Source organism: Microbacterium sp. NPDC057407 (assembly GCF_042803895.1).
Taxonomy (GTDB): Bacteria; Actinomycetota; Actinomycetes; order Actinomycetales; family Microbacteriaceae; genus Microbacterium.
In genome coordinates this window covers 429,593-443,759 of the sequence record NZ_JBHVCA010000002.1, presented here as the reverse complement: position 1 = coordinate 443,759, position 14,167 = coordinate 429,593, and the positions used below count along the sequence as shown (strand labels likewise).

Below are 14,167 nucleotides of genomic sequence, written 5' to 3'. Positions count from 1 at the left end.
TTTCTCCTTAGGGATGAATACTGAACCAGCTTAGTGACCGCGCGAGTGCTGCGCGTCAGAGCGCGTGCAGAGGTTTGCCCGCCAGCGCGAGGAAGGCTTCGCCGAGCGCTTCGCTCTGCGTCGGATGGGCGTGGACGAACGGTGCGATGTCTTCGGGATGGGCTTCCCAGCCGACAGCGAGCTGGCCCTCGGTGATGAGCTCCCCGACGCGGTCTCCGGCGAGATGCACCCCGATCACGGGTCCGTCCTTCACCCGGACGATCTTCACGATCCCAGAGGTGCCGAGTATCTCGCTCTTGCCGTTGCCCGCCAGGTTGTACTCGTAGGCGACGACGGCGTCGGCTCCATGCGCCTCCGCAGCCTGCGCCTCGGTCAGTCCGACCGACGCCACTTCCGGGTGGCTGTACGTCACTTTGGGGATCTGCGAGTCCGGGACGAGTGTGGGGGAGAGCCCCGCGATCTCCTCTGCGACGAAGATCCCCTGCTGGAAGCCGCGGTGCGCCAGCTGGGGGCCGAACACGATGTCTCCCACTGCCCAGACGTGAGGCACCGCGGTCTTCAAACGCTCGTCCGTCGCGACGAAGCCGCGGTCGATCACGACGCCCGCCTCCTCATAGCCCAGGCCGGATGTCGCAGGGCCCCGGCCCACGGCGACCAGGAGGTAGTCGGCGTCGAAGCTCTTGCCGTCCTCCAGCGTGACGGTCACACCGTCGGAGGTCTGCGACACGCTCTGGAAGCGCACGCCCAGCGACGAGGCAATGCCACGCCGCCGGAACGCGCGCTCGAGCGCCTTGCTCAGCGCGATGTCCTCGTTGGGGAGGAGATGATCGAGCGCCTCGACGATGGTGACGTCCACGCCGAACGAGCGCCAGACGCTGGCGAACTCGACGCCGATGACGCCGCCGCCGAGGATGATCACGCGAGACGGGATCTCGTCGAGTTCCAGGGCGTGCTCGCTGGTGAGCACGCGGCCCCCGATCTCGAGGCCGGGAAGGGTACGACTGTACGAACCGGTCGCGAGGATGACATCGGTGCCGCGGTAGAGGTCGTCGCCGACCCGCACGGCCGGGCCGGACTCGAGCCGGCCCTCGCCGGAGACGACCGTGATCGCTCGCGCCTTCACGAGACCCTCGAGGCCCTTGTACTTCTTCGCCACGATTCCCTCGCGGTAGGCGCGGACGCCTGCGGGATCCACACCCTCGAACGACGCGCGGATGCCGACGGTCGAGGCGTCCCGGGCCGCCTCCGCGACCTCGGCCGCGTGCAGCAGCGCCTTCGTCGGGATGCAGCCGCGGTGCAGGCAGGTGCCGCCCACCTTGTCCTTCTCGACGAGCGCGACGGACTTCCCGAGTTCCGCGGCGCGCAGGGCGGCCGCGTAGCCGCCGCTGCCGCCGCCCAGCACCACGAGATCGAATGTGTGGTCGGCCATCAGGACTCCTCTGTCGTGACGAAACGGATCAGGCTGCGCACGGTCGCTGCGGTCGGGCCCTTGTCGGTGTACCCGTACCCGCCGCCCTTGTTCATGCCGACGCCGGCGATGTCGAGGTGGACCCAGGGGATCCGGGGCGCGTCGGGCTCGTCGGAGATCCGGCCGACGAAGTGCCGCAGGAACAGTCCCGCGAACAGCGACCCGCCGGCGGGGTCGCCGATCTTCGCGTTCTGGAGATCGGCGATGGGGGAGTCGAGCTCGTCCACCATGTGCGCCGGAAGCGGCAGCTGCCACGCCGGCTCGGACTCGGCCGCCGCCGCTGCGAGGTATGCCGCGACGGTGTCATCGTCGCCCATCACGCCGGCATGCCGCGTGCCGAGTGCGACCGTGATGGCGCCGGTGAGCGTCGCGACGTCGACGATGACGTCCGGATGCTCGCGGCTGGCCGCCACCAGACCGTCGGCGAGCACGAGGCGGCCCTCGGCGTCGGTGTTGAGCACTTCCACCGTCGTGCCGTCGAGCATCCGCAGCACGTCGCCGGGCCGCGTGGCGCGCCCCGACGGCATGTTGTCGGCCAGGCAGAGCCACGCCGTCACCGCCACCGGTGCGCCCAGCGTGGCGACGGCGCGCAGCACCGCGAGAGCCGTGGCCGCGCCGCACATGTCGTACTTCATGCCCACCATCGAGGCGGCGGGCTTCAGCGAGAGCCCGCCCGTGTCGAACGTGATGCCCTTGCCGACGAGAGCCACGTGGCGGGAGGCGCCCTGCGGCGCGTACCGCAGCCGGACGAGGCGCGGGGGGCGGTCGGAGCCCTGACCCACCCCGAGGATGCCGCCGTATCCGCCTTCGCGCAGATCCGCCTCGTCGAGGATCTCGACCTCGACCGGAAGACCCTCGACGGAGGCGCGTGCACGCTCGGCGAAGTCCGCAGGGCCGAGCCACTCCGCCGGGATGGACACGAGGTCCTTCACGAGAGCGACGGCGTCGGCGGCCGCCACAACCGAGGCGAGCGCGGCCGGATCCTCGGTACCGACGCCATGCACGACCACACGGCTGGCGCGCCGCTTCGGCGGGTCGCTCTTGTAGCCGTCGAAGCGGTAGCCCCCGAGAGCGGCGCCTTCCGCAGCCGCTTTCCAGAGCGTCGCGTCCGCGAACGGAGCCGCCACGGCCACCGTCTCGAAGCCGGTCAGCGACCGCAGCGCGGCTCCGACCGCATCGCGGACGGCTGCGGCATCCGGTGCCGCGCCGGTGCCGACGACCGCGAGAGGCGACGTCGTGCTCTCGGGCGCGTACACGCGCTGGAGTACGCCGGGCGCTCCGGAGAAGCCGATGGCGCTCAGCGCCTCGCGCAACCCCGGCCACCCGCGCAGGTCGGGGGCGGCATCGCCCTCGACGGGCGGAAGTGCGATCAGGATCGCATCGGCGTCGGACTCTCGGATCGGTGCATCGCTGTACGCGAGGTCGGGGAACGACATGGTCTCCATCCTAGGGAGGTCGGGTGTTCGCTCTGAGCGGGACGGCGGTGACCCGACGGCGTCGCACCGGCTCGTAGCATGGGGGCATGCCCCTCTCCGGTCCGCTGTTCGAGCGCTCCGCGTCCGCGCCGCCGGTTCCGCGCGGGCTCCCGCTGATCATCGCTCTGACGGGCTTCACCGACGCGGGAAGCGCGGTGAGCCGCACGGTCGAGTATCTTCGCGACGACCTCGCCCCCATTCCGCTCGTCGTCTACACGAACGACGTCCTTCTCGACTACCGGGCCCGTCGTCCGGTGATCTCGTTCGACCAGGACCACCTGACCGACTACCGTCCTCCGCGGCTGGAACTCTCCCTCGCGCACGACGCGCTCGGTCAGGCTTTCCTGATGCTGACCGGATATGAGCCCGACTTCGGCTGGGACGCTTTCGCCGCCTCGGTCCTCGCGTTCGTCGAGGAGTACCAGGTCGTCACGGTGACGTGGGTGCACGCCATCCCCATGCCGGTCCCGCACACGCGTCCCATCGGAACGACGGTGAGCGGCACCCGCTCGGAGCTCACCGAGGCGCACTCGGTCTGGAAGCCGCAGACGCAGGTCCCGTCGACGGCGGGGCACCTGCTCGAGTACCGGCTGGCCGAAGCGGGAGTCCCGGTCGCCGGGTTCGTGCTCCTCGTTCCCCACTACCTCGGCGACACCGAGTATCCGGCCGCAGCCCTCGCCGCCCTGGACAGCCTGACGGTCGCGACCGGGCTGGTGTTCACGGGTGAGGAGCTGCGCGACGAGAACCGCGAGTACCTCACGAAGGTCGACGACCAGGTGAGCGGGAGCGAAGAGCTGTCGCGGATGGTGGAGGGCCTGGAGGAGCGCTACGACGCGTACATGGCCGGGTCGACGCAGGCGACGCCCATGATCCACACCGGCGATCTCCCGAGCGCGGACGAACTCGCCGCCGAGCTGGAGCGCTTCCTCGCGACTCGGCCCAGCGGCGAGGACGACAAGCGCGGCGCCTGACGGAATGCGCGGTCGCCCTCGCGCGTTGTCTTTGGAGGGCGGTGGCACGGCGGCGAGGCGCGTTGCTGGCAGCACACCGCAAGTGTGAGATACTGGATGCTCTGACCCGTTGTCAACTGGTTCCGTGAGGTGATCTCTGCGGAACGAGGACTTGACAAGGGTCTTACTAGTGTCCGAAATCGACCGGGGCATGGAGCCCATATCCCGGTGAAAGGCGAAACGTGACCTCAGGCACGAACACCAAGGCCCGCTCGGCCGCAAAGGACACCGAGACGGACGAGACCACCGCTGCCGCTCCGGCCAAGTCCACCGGCAAGGGCGCCGCGGCCAAGCCCGCCGCGAAGAAGGCCACGCGCGCGAAGGCGAGCCCGAAGACGGCGGCCCCGAAGGCGGCGAAGGACGACGACCTCGAGGACGATGTCGAAGACCTCGACGACGTCGAACTGGACGCCGACGTCCTCGACGAGGACGCCGACACCGACGCCGACACCGAGGACGACGGCGACGCGGACGACTCCGAGGCTGCGGCCGCTGCTGCCCGCACGGCAACCAAGGCGGGCGCCGAAGGCGGCGATGCGCCCGCGGCAGCCTCCGAAGAGGACGACGAGGACGAAGAGAGCACGAAGCCGGCGTTCACCGAGCCGCTGCCCACGGGCGCGATCGTCATCTCGTCGAGCGACGAGGACGACGTCCCGGTCTATTCGACGCAGATCACGGGGGCCACGGCCGACCCGGTCAAGGATTACCTGAAGCAGATCGGCAAGGTTCCGCTGCTGAACGCGGCCGAAGAGGTCGAGCTCGCGATGCGCATCGAGGCGGGCCTGTTCGCCGAAGAGAAGCTGTCGCACATGTCGGCGGCCGAGAAGTCCTCGCAGCTGGGCCTCGACCTGCAGTGGGTCGCCCGCGACGGCCAGCGCGCGAAATCGCACCTGCTGGGAGCGAACCTTCGGCTGGTCGTCTCGCTCGCCAAGCGCTACACGGGGCGCGGCATGCAGTTCCTCGACCTGATCCAGGAGGGCAACCTCGGTCTGATCCGCGCGGTCGAGAAGTTCGACTACACCAAGGGCTTCAAGTTCTCGACCTACGCGACGTGGTGGATCCGTCAGGCGATCACTCGTGCGATGGCCGATCAGGCGCGCACGATCCGCATCCCGGTGCACATGGTCGAGGTCATCAACAAGCTCGCCCGCGTGCAGCGGCAGATGCTGCAGGATCTCGGACGCGAACCGACTCCCGAAGAGCTCAGTCGCGAACTCGACATGACCCCCGAGAAGGTCATCGAGGTGCAGAAGTACGGCCGCGAGCCGATCTCTCTGCACACTCCGCTCGGTGAGGACGGCGACAGTGAATTCGGCGACCTGATCGAAGACACCGAAGCCGTGGTCCCCGCTGACGCGGTGGGCTTCACGATGCTGCAGCGCCAGCTCGAGTCGCTGCTCGACTCGCTGTCCGAGCGCGAGGCCGGGGTCATCCGCATGCGGTTCGGACTCGGTGACGGTCAGCCGAAGACCCTCGACCAGATCGGCGATACGTTCGGCGTGACGCGTGAGCGCATCCGTCAGATCGAGTCGAAGACGATGGCCAAGCTGCGGCATCCGTCCCGCTCGCAGTCCCTTCGGGACTACCTCGAGTGAGCGAGGCGAACGCCGGCAAGGCGCTCACCGTTCACGTCGACGGGTCGTCGTTCGCCCGCATCCCGATTCGCACGCGAGTCGTCATGCCGGGCGACGACCTCGACGCCCTCGTCCGCGAGTATGCGGCGGACCTCGTCCGAGAGGGAGATCTGCTCTTCGTCACCGAGAAGATCGTCGCGATCACGCAGGGCAGGTCGTTCCAGCTCGAAGAGATCCAGCCTCGCCGACTGGCCCGCTTCCTTTCGAAGTACGTCACGCGCACCAGCTACGGAATCGGCCTCGGCATGCCCGAGACCATGGAGATGGCGCTCCGCGAGTGCGGTACCCCGCGCATCCTGGTGGCGGCCGCTGTCTCGGCGGTGACGAAGCTGTTCGGCCGACGCGGGGACTTCTACCGCGTTGCCGGCTACAAGGCGCGTTCCATCGACGGGCCGACGTCGCACACCATTCCGCCCTACAACACCGCGGTCGTGCTCGGTCCGGAGAAGCCCACGCAGGTGGCGCGCCATCTGCAGTCGCTCCTTCCTGTTCCGGCAGAGGTCGCGGTCGTGGACATCAACGACATCGGCGGCAACATCCTCGGTTCGACGCTCGACCACGCCGGCGAGAAGCGGCTCGTCTCGATCCTGAAGGACAATCCGCTCGGTCAAGGGCACGAGTCGACGCCCCTCGGGATCGTGCGCACGATCTGACGACAGGGCGTCGATCCGACGACGAGAGAAGGGCGGGCCCGGTGCGGGCCCGCCCTTCCCGCTGTCTCGTCAGAATCCGATCGCGGCGCGGTAACGCCCCTTGTGCCCGGTGCGGATGCCGGTCACGCTCGGCTTGTTCTCGTAGACGCCGGCTCCCCAATTGCCCTCGACGAGCACGGGGCCGTCCGGCGTGACGACGATGTCCCACCCCACGTACTGCACCTGGGGCACCACGCGCGCGATGCGATCGACGAAGGCCTTCACCTCGTCGATCAAGGGGAGCTGGAAGTCCGCGATCACGAACCCGCTGTCGGGGTGGCGCTCGTGCACGTGGGCGTGCGAATCGTAACCCGGCCCGACGGCGTGGCCGTTCTCGTCGAGCATCGTGTAGAAGCCGCCGAAGGTCATCTGGTCGCTCACCGCGCCGCGGCCGAACTTCTGGGCCATCGCCAGGATGTGCGTCCGTTCGCCGTCGAAGAAGGCGGTGACGCGTGTGGTGTTCACGGTCCCCGGACAGACGGCGGCCAGGTCGGCGTGCTGGCGGATGACCTCTTCGATGAGCAGTTCGCCGCGCTGGAGCAGCCCCTCGTGGAAGCGCCCCCAGTCGTCCACGTCGGCGGCGTGATACCGGTGGACCCCCGTGCCCGCCTGGCCGACGGGCTCCTTGGTCACGATGGTCCCGTGCTTCTCGGCGAAGGCGCGGACGGCGTCTGCATTACCGTCTTCGACGACCATCCAGTCGCGATGCAGGTGCTCGCTGAAGACGCGGTCGAACTCGATTTTGTCTTGGAAGATGTGCCGGAAGGCCGGGTCGTCGTACTTCTGCGACAGCTGGTTCGACACCGGATGCGTCATGTACGTGTCGCGTTCGGCGCGGCTGAGGATGGCGAAGTCGTAGTCGACGTAGTCCTGGAAGCCCACCTGGCGGAAGCCTGCCGACCAGAGCATGTCGACGAGCACCGCGGGCGTCCATTTGCCGTGCTGGGCGGACGTCTCCTTCGCGCGCTCGAGAACGGATCCGACATCGATGCGACGAGCGCGTCCGGCGAGGTAGCGAAGGCGTGGCGCGAGACCGAGGCCCTGAGAAGGCATGCGTGCTCCGGGGTGGGGGACGGGGGTCCCGGATAGTCTAGAGGCGTGAGTTCGGTGATCCCTGGGCAGGCAGATCCGGCCCCCGTTACCGGCCCCTCGAGCTCGCCGGTGGCGTCGGTGTCGGCATCCGTCATCGCAGGCAACGCCGCCATCGCCCTCGCGGCACTCCCCGGCCACAGCGGCGTCCTCGCCGATCTGCGGCACGATGCGTGGGGCCACGGTGCACCCGCGGTCGCCGCGGAACTGCTGGCGGTCGGCATCGACGCGCTGCTCGTGGATGATGGCCTCAGAAGCGACCTGCGCCGTCTCGGCGGCGACGCCGCCGACGCGCGGGGCTCGGCTCCGCTCGACCTCCTCACCCTCTACGGGCTTCCTGGAGGAGCACCCGGCGCCGCGCCGGCGATGCGTCTGAGCGGCACCGTTCTCGGCGTCAAACGCCTGCGTGCGGGGGAGGGCGTCTCGTACGGCTACTCCCATCGAGCCGCCGTCGACACCCGGGTGGCGCTCGTCTCCGGCGGATATGCGCAGGGAGTGGTGCGCGGGCTCGGCAACCGTGTCTCCCTCGCGATCGGCGGGGCGACCTGCCCCATCGTGGGACGGGTCGCGATGGACGTCTGCGTCGTCGACATCGGAGACGCCGACCTCCGGCGAGGCGACGAGGCGGTTTTCTTCGGAGACCCCGCGCGAGGCGAGCCCTCGCTGTCGGACTGGACGTCGGCCACCGGACTCTCCGCAGCGGAGATCGTCACCGCGGTCGGACTGCGCGCGGCGCGGGAGGCGGTCGCATGAGCGCCCTTCGCGTGGATCTGGGCGTCCTGGCGACGAACATCGCGCGTGTGCGCGAGAGGGTCGCCCCCGCCCGGGTGATGCTCGTCGTCAAGGACGACGCCTACGGTCACGGGCTCGAGCCCGTGGTGCGTCGAGCGCACCACGAGGGCGTGCGCTGGTTCGGCGCGTTCGACGTCGCCACCGCCTCGAGAGTCCGTGCGGTCACGGGAGGCGGCGCGCGCATCTTCGCCTGGATCGCCGCCTCGCGGTCGGAGCTCGATGCGGCCATCGGGGACGACGTCGACCTCGGGGTCGGCGACGCCGAGCTGCTCGAGGAGGTCGCCGAGGCTGCCCGCGAGGCGGGTGCGACTGCCCGAGTCCATCTGAAGATCGACAGCGGACTGCACCGCAACGGGGTGCGACCCGAGGAGTGGCCGGCGTTCGCCGTACGCGCGGCGGAGCTGGTGAGGAGCGGATGCCTCGACGTCGTCGGTCTCTGGAGCCACATCGCCGAGGCATCAGACGAAGAGGACGACGCGGCTCGCGGGATCTTCGAGCGCGCCGTGGAGCAGGCGCGCTCGGCGGGGCTCACCCCCGAGCTGCTGCACCTCTCAGCGAGCGCGGCCTCGTTCGCGCGCGCCGAGTTCCGGTACGACCTGGTGCGCGTGGGAGCGTTCTGCTACGGCATCCGTCCCGCCGGCGGACCGGATGAGCGCGAGCTGCAGATCCAACCCGTGGGTCGGCTGGAAGCGACGGTCGCGGACCTGACGGACGACCGTGCGGTCATCGACGTGGGGGCACTGGACGGCCTCCCCTCGACGCTCGGAGGGCGGGTGTCACTCACGGTGGACGGGGCTCCACGACGCCTGCTGACCGTCGGGCCCCGGAGCGAGGTCGAGGCCTGGCCCAACGCCGCCGTCGGCGACGCGCTGACCGTGTACGGCGCGCCCGACGGTCCGTCGGCGACCGACTTCGCCGAAGCGATCGGGACGATCGGGGAGGAGATCGCCGTTCGCGTCTCTCCGCTCGTCGAGCGGATCTACACGGGCGATCCCGCCCCGCAGCACTGAGCGGGTCGGCGCGGCCGGAAGGAGTCAGACCGACTCGGCGAGCCGAGCGGTCTCGTCGTGCCAGGATGTGGCGACGGCGCGCAGCTTCTCTTCATACTTGCGGCCGTGGTGGGCGCAGAAGAGCAGTTCGCTGCCGTTGACCTCAGCAGCGATGTAGGCCTGTGCGCCGCACGAGTCGCACCGGTCCACCGCCGTGAGGCGGTAGTCGAGGACGGCGCCGGGCTCGGTGGGTGTCGAAAGCGTGGTCATCTCGGTGCCTCCTCGTTCAGATAGAACTCCGTTGCGGGTCATGAAATACAACCACGCCCATGTTTCGAGAATGCCGCGAACGGGTCACATTTCGCTGAGCGCGTACGGCGGGCCGCGCGGGGCGCGTGTCTGCTCCGGTCGATCGGATGCCCCGGATACGCTTGGAGATTGTGACCGCCGAGTATTCCGCCCACCACCTTCAGGTGCTCGAAGGCCTCGAAGCCGTCCGCAAGCGCCCGGGCATGTACATCGGATCCACCGACTCGCGCGGGCTCATGCACTGCCTGTGGGAGATCATCGACAACTCGGTCGACGAGGCGCTGGCGGGCCACGGCTCGCGCATCGATATCGTGCTCCACGCCGACGGCAGCGTCGAGGTGCGCGATCGCGCCCGCGGCATCCCGGTCGACATCGAACCGCGCACCGGGCTCTCGGGCGTCGAGGTGGTCTTCACCAAGCTCCACGCCGGCGGAAAGTTCGGCGGCGGATCCTACGCCGCGTCGGGCGGTCTCCACGGCGTCGGCGCGTCCGTGGTCAACGCGCTCTCGGAGCGGCTCGACGTCGAAGTGGACCGCGGCGGCAAGACGTGGGCCATGTCGTTCCACCGCGGCGAGCCGGGCGTGTTCGCGAACGGCGCCCCCGACTCGGCCTTCACGCCCTTCGAAGAGCGCAGCGAGCTCCGGGTGGTGGGCAGGGCGGCTCGAGGGGTCACCGGCACCCGCATCCGCTACTGGGCCGACCGGCAGATCTTCACCAAGGACGCCGCGTTCAACATCCAGGAGCTCGAGCAGCGCGCGCGTCAGACGGCGTTCCTCGTTCCGGGGCTCGAGATCGTCATCCGCGACGAACGCGCTGAAGAGCCGGTGGAGACGAGCTACCGCTTCGACGGCGGCATCTCCGAGTTCGCCGACTACCTCGCCCCCGACGCGCCGATCACCGACACGTGGCGGCTCACCGGGTCGGGGACGTTCACGGAGACGGTTCCCGTCCTGCAGGCCTCCGGCGCCATGGTTCCCACCGAGGTGGAGCGGACGTGCGAAGTGGATGTCGCCGTGCGCTGGGGGACCGGATACGAGACCGTCACCCGTTCCTTCGTGAACATCATCGCGACGCCGAAGGGCGGCACGCACCAGGCGGGCTTCGAGCTCGGCCTGATGAAGGTGCTCCGGGCGCAGGTCGAGCAGAACGCGCGGCGCCTCAAGGTGGGCAATGACAAGCTCGAGAAGGACGACATCCTCGCGGGCCTCTCGGCGGTGCTGACGGTGCGCCTGCCCGAGCCGCAGTTCGAGGGGCAGACGAAAGAGGTTCTCGGCACGCCTGCGGTCCGGCAGATCGTGGCCAACGTCGTCACGCGCGAGTTGGCCGCGCGCTTCTCTTCGCCGAAGCGCGACGACAAGGCGCAGACGGCGCAGCTGCTCGACAAGGTGGTCGCCGAGATGAAGGCGAGGATCTCGGCGCGCACCCATAAAGAGACCCAGCGCCGCAAGAACGCCCTGGAGTCCTCCTCCCTCCCCGCCAAGCTGGCGGACTGCCGCACCAACGACGTGGACGCATCCGAACTGTTCATCGTCGAGGGCGACTCGGCGCTCGGGACGGCGAAGCTCGCGCGCAACAGCGAGTACCAGGCACTCCTCCCGATCCGCGGCAAGATCCTCAACGTTCAGAAGGCGTCGGTGAGCGACATGCTCTCGAATGCCGAGTGCGCCGCGATCATCCAGGTGATCGGCGCGGGGTCGGGTCGCTCGTTCGACCTCGACGCGGCGCGCTACGGCAAGATCATCCTCATGAGCGACGCGGACGTCGACGGCGCGCACATCCGCACTCTGCTGCTCACCCTCTTCTTCCGCTACATGCGCCCCCTCATCGACGCGGGACGCGTCTATGCCGCTGTGCCTCCGCTGCATCGAGTGGTGGTCATGAACCCCGGCACGAAGCCCAACGACACCATCTACACGTATTCCGAGCAGGAGCTTCACGGGCTGCTCACCAAGCTCTCGAAAGCCGGCAAGAGGTGGCAGGAGCCCGTGCAGCGCTACAAGGGCCTTGGCGAGATGGACGCCGACCAGCTGGCGACGACGACCATGGACCGGGCGGGCCGCACCCTCCGACGCGTCCAGATGACGGATGCCGAGGCCGCGGCATCCGTCTTCGAACTGCTCATGGGAAACGATGTCGCGCCGCGCAAGGAGTTCATCATCGATTCCAGCGATCGCCTCGCACGGGAGCGCATCGACGCCTGATCGGCAGGCGTCCGACGGCGATCAGCGGACGCCGGTGCCGATCGCGCCGATGACCCCCTCGAGCGGGGTTCCCGACGCGTCGCGCTTGGCCCCCGCGGCGGGCAGCGATCGGGTCGACCCGTCTGCGCCGACCGCACGCGGTTCGACTCCCACCCACGCGTGCGTGAGGACGTCCTCGCCCTTCAGGAACCGCTGGGCGCGCACTCCACCGGTGGCGCGGCCCTTCGCGGGGAACTCCGTGAACGCGGAAACCTTCGCACTCCCGGCATCGGTGCCGGGCAGGGCGGCGGCCGAACCGGCGACCGTGACGACGACAGCATCGAAGACGGATGCCCCCACCGCCGTGAACGCGATGACCTCCGCGCCCTCCGAGAGGCGGATCCCCGCCATGCCGCCGGCGGCGCGCCCCTGCGGGCGCACCGAGGACGCGTCGAAGCGGAGCAGCTGAGCGTCGCTGGATACGAAGACGAGCTCGTCGCCGTCGCCCGCGTGACCGGCACCCACGACCCTGTCGCCGTCTCGCAGCGCGATGACCTCGACGTCATGCTTGTTGCCCAGTTCGGACGCGGCGACGCGCTTGACGATCCCGTGACGGGTCCCGAGCGCGATCGGCCGCTCGTCGGCGAGTGCGACCACCGCAACCACGTGCTCACCCGAGCCGAGGCCGAGATACTGGTCGGCTCTCGTGCCGGCTGCCAGCTGCACCGAGTTCCCGGGCACCGACGGCAGATCGACGGGAGTGAACCTCACCAGCCGGCCATGGCTGGTGACCGCTCCGGCGTCCCCCCGAGTCGTCGTGTCGACCCAGCCACGGACGGCGTCGTGCTTGGAGCGTCGCGTCGGCGGCACGATCCCGCCGTTGACCGCGTCCGCCGTCAGCTCGGCCCGCACCATCCGTCCGGTCGCCGAGAAGAAGACGCGGCAGGGGGTGTCGGCGATCTGGAGGTCGGCCGCGGCGGCGGCCGCACGGGATCGCGGTGCGACGGGGCCGCCGTTGAGCAGGAGGGTGCGCCGAGGCGTGCCATAGGTCTCCGCGGCGGCGTCCAGTTCGCGCGCCACCTGCGCGCGCAGCAGCACCTCGCTGCCCAGGAGCTCCTCGAGCTCGGCGATCTCGGCGGCGAGCTTGTCGCGCTCGGCCTCGAGCTCGATCCGCGAGAAGCGGGTCAGCCGCCGCAGACGGAGCTCGAGGATGTACTCGGCCTGAGGCTCCGAGAGGTCGAAGACGTCCATCAGGCGCGTGCGAGCCGCCTCGCCGTCGTCGGAGGAGCGGATGACCTGGATCACCTCGTCGATGTCGAGAATCGCGATCAACAGCCCCTCGACCAGGTGGAGGCGCTCTTTGCGGCGGGCGAGGCGGAACCTGCTGCGGCGCGTGACGACGCTCAGTCGGTGGTCGAGATACACGCGCAGGAGCTCGCGGAGCCCCAGCGTCTGCGGTTGCCCGTCGACCAGTGCGACGTTGTTGATGCTGAACGAGTCCTCGAGGGGGGTGAGCCGATAGAGGTGCTCGAGCACGGCCTGGGGGTCGAAACCGGTCTTGATGCCGATCACGAGCCGCAGACCGTTGTGGCGGTCAGTGAGGTCGGTCACATCCGAGATGCCCTGGAGCTTCTTGGCGGTGACGGCGTCCTTGATCTTCTCGATGATGCGCTCGGGGCCGACGAGGTAGGGCAGCTCGGTCACCACGATGCCGGTGCGCCGCGGACCGAGCGACTCGATCGAGACCTTGGCACGCGTCCGGAACGAACCGCGGCCCTTGACGTACGCCTCCTTGATCCCGTCGAGACCGACGATGATCCCGCCGGACGGCAGGTCGGGGCCGGGCACGAACTCCATCAGCTCCTCGACGGTCGCGTCAGGATTGTCGAGAAGGTGGACGGCCGCGCCCACGACCTCGATGAGGTTGTGGGGCGCCATGTTCGTGGCCATTCCGACCGCGATCCCCGTGGCCCCGTTGACGAGCAGGTTCGGGTACGCCGCGGGCAGCACCTCGGGCTGCTGGAACTGGCCGTCGTAGTTCGGGATGAAGTCGACGACATCTTCGTCGAGGTTCTCGGTCAGCGCGAGTGCGGGTGCCGCGAGGCGGGCCTCGGTATAGCGAGGAGCGGCGGGGCCGTCGTCGAGAGACCCGAAGTTCCCATGGCCGTCCACGAGCGGCACCCGCAGCGAGAACGGCTGGGCCAGACGCACGAGCGCGTCGTAGATCGGAGCGTCACCGTGCGGGTGCAGCTTTCCCATCACCTCGCCGACGACACGCGCGCTCTTGACGTGTCCCCGATCGGGCCGCAGTCCCATGTCGGCCATTTGGAACAGGATGCGGCGCTGAACCGGCTTCAGGCCGTCGCGGGCGTCGGGGAGGGCGCGCGAGTAGATGACCGAGTACGCGTACTCGAGGAACGACCCCTGCATCTCGGCCGAGACATCGACGTCTTCGATGCGGCCGTGGTCGGCGGGGGACGATTCGGTGCGGGATACGGGCATGACGATGAGCCTCGGGTGACGGCGGAG

The 14,167-nt window shown here is 69.4% G+C and carries 11 protein-coding genes; 6 read left to right on the top strand and 5 right to left on the bottom strand.

Annotated elements, in window-relative coordinates; all coding sequences use genetic code 11:
* Nucleotides 1-55: 55 nt before the first annotated feature.
* On the bottom strand, nucleotides 56-1,429 hold the full coding sequence (lpdA, locus tag ACFUTX_RS06990; protein WP_378861882.1) for a dihydrolipoyl dehydrogenase: 1,374 nt from the start codon (nucleotides 1,427-1,429) through the stop codon (nucleotides 56-58).
* Nucleotides 1,429-2,904 (bottom strand): leucyl aminopeptidase, encoded by a 1,476-nt coding sequence (locus ACFUTX_RS06985; RefSeq protein WP_378861879.1) that lies wholly within the window; start codon nucleotides 2,902-2,904, stop codon nucleotides 1,429-1,431. Before ACFUTX_RS06985 ends, lpdA begins: the two co-directional genes overlap by 1 nt.
* A gap of 86 nt (nucleotides 2,905-2,990) precedes the next feature.
* Between ACFUTX_RS06985 and ACFUTX_RS06980 the strand changes: the two genes are divergently transcribed.
* From ACFUTX_RS06980 to ACFUTX_RS06970, 3 genes are all read left to right on the top strand, one after another.
* Nucleotides 2,991-3,914 carry a proteasome assembly chaperone family protein gene (locus ACFUTX_RS06980; protein ID WP_378861876.1) on the top strand — a complete coding sequence of 308 codons (924 nt, stop codon included), beginning with the start codon at nucleotides 2,991-2,993 and terminating at the stop codon, nucleotides 3,912-3,914.
* 221 nt (nucleotides 3,915-4,135) lie between these two features.
* The gene (locus ACFUTX_RS06975; RefSeq protein ID WP_378861873.1) at nucleotides 4,136-5,548 is read left to right on the top strand and encodes an RNA polymerase sigma factor; all 1,413 of its coding nucleotides are present in this window, start codon (nucleotides 4,136-4,138) and stop codon (nucleotides 5,546-5,548) included.
* Nucleotides 5,545-6,240: a coenzyme F420-0:L-glutamate ligase gene (locus tag ACFUTX_RS06970; protein WP_378861871.1), complete on the top strand. Its 696-nt coding sequence runs from the start codon at nucleotides 5,545-5,547 to the stop codon at nucleotides 6,238-6,240. Before ACFUTX_RS06975 ends, ACFUTX_RS06970 begins: the two co-directional genes overlap by 4 nt.
* A gap of 69 nt (nucleotides 6,241-6,309) precedes the next feature.
* Here the strand turns inward: ACFUTX_RS06970 and ACFUTX_RS06965 are convergent, their stop codons facing one another.
* Nucleotides 6,310-7,332 (bottom strand): sugar-transfer associated ATP-grasp domain-containing protein, encoded by a 1,023-nt coding sequence (locus ACFUTX_RS06965; protein WP_378861868.1) that lies wholly within the window; start codon nucleotides 7,330-7,332, stop codon nucleotides 6,310-6,312.
* Between the two features lie 45 nt (nucleotides 7,333-7,377).
* Here ACFUTX_RS06965 and ACFUTX_RS06960 point away from each other — a divergent pair, with 45 nt between their 5' ends.
* The gene (locus ACFUTX_RS06960; RefSeq protein WP_378861865.1) at nucleotides 7,378-8,121 is read left to right on the top strand and encodes an alanine racemase C-terminal domain-containing protein; all 744 of its coding nucleotides are present in this window, start codon (nucleotides 7,378-7,380) and stop codon (nucleotides 8,119-8,121) included.
* Entirely contained in the window at nucleotides 8,118-9,170 is a 1,053-nt protein-coding gene (locus ACFUTX_RS06955) for an alanine racemase (protein WP_378861862.1), read from the top strand. The genes ACFUTX_RS06960 and ACFUTX_RS06955 overlap by 4 nt, the downstream gene beginning before the upstream one ends.
* A gap of 24 nt (nucleotides 9,171-9,194) precedes the next feature.
* On the opposite strand, the gene ACFUTX_RS06950 is transcribed toward ACFUTX_RS06955, so the two are convergent.
* Nucleotides 9,195-9,419 carry a hypothetical protein gene (locus ACFUTX_RS06950; RefSeq protein WP_378861859.1) on the bottom strand — a complete coding sequence of 75 codons (225 nt, stop codon included), beginning with the start codon at nucleotides 9,417-9,419 and terminating at the stop codon, nucleotides 9,195-9,197.
* A gap of 146 nt (nucleotides 9,420-9,565) precedes the next feature.
* Between ACFUTX_RS06950 and ACFUTX_RS06945 the strand changes: the two genes are divergently transcribed.
* On the top strand, nucleotides 9,566-11,659 hold the full coding sequence (locus tag ACFUTX_RS06945) for a type IIA DNA topoisomerase subunit B (RefSeq protein ID WP_378861856.1): 2,094 nt from the start codon (nucleotides 9,566-9,568) through the stop codon (nucleotides 11,657-11,659).
* Between the two features lie 21 nt (nucleotides 11,660-11,680).
* On the opposite strand, the gene ACFUTX_RS06940 is transcribed toward ACFUTX_RS06945, so the two are convergent.
* Nucleotides 11,681-14,140, bottom strand: a complete 2,460-nt coding sequence (locus ACFUTX_RS06940; protein WP_378861853.1) for a DNA topoisomerase (ATP-hydrolyzing) subunit A — start codon at nucleotides 14,138-14,140, stop codon at nucleotides 11,681-11,683.
* Between the last annotated feature and the right edge of the window lie 27 nt (nucleotides 14,141-14,167).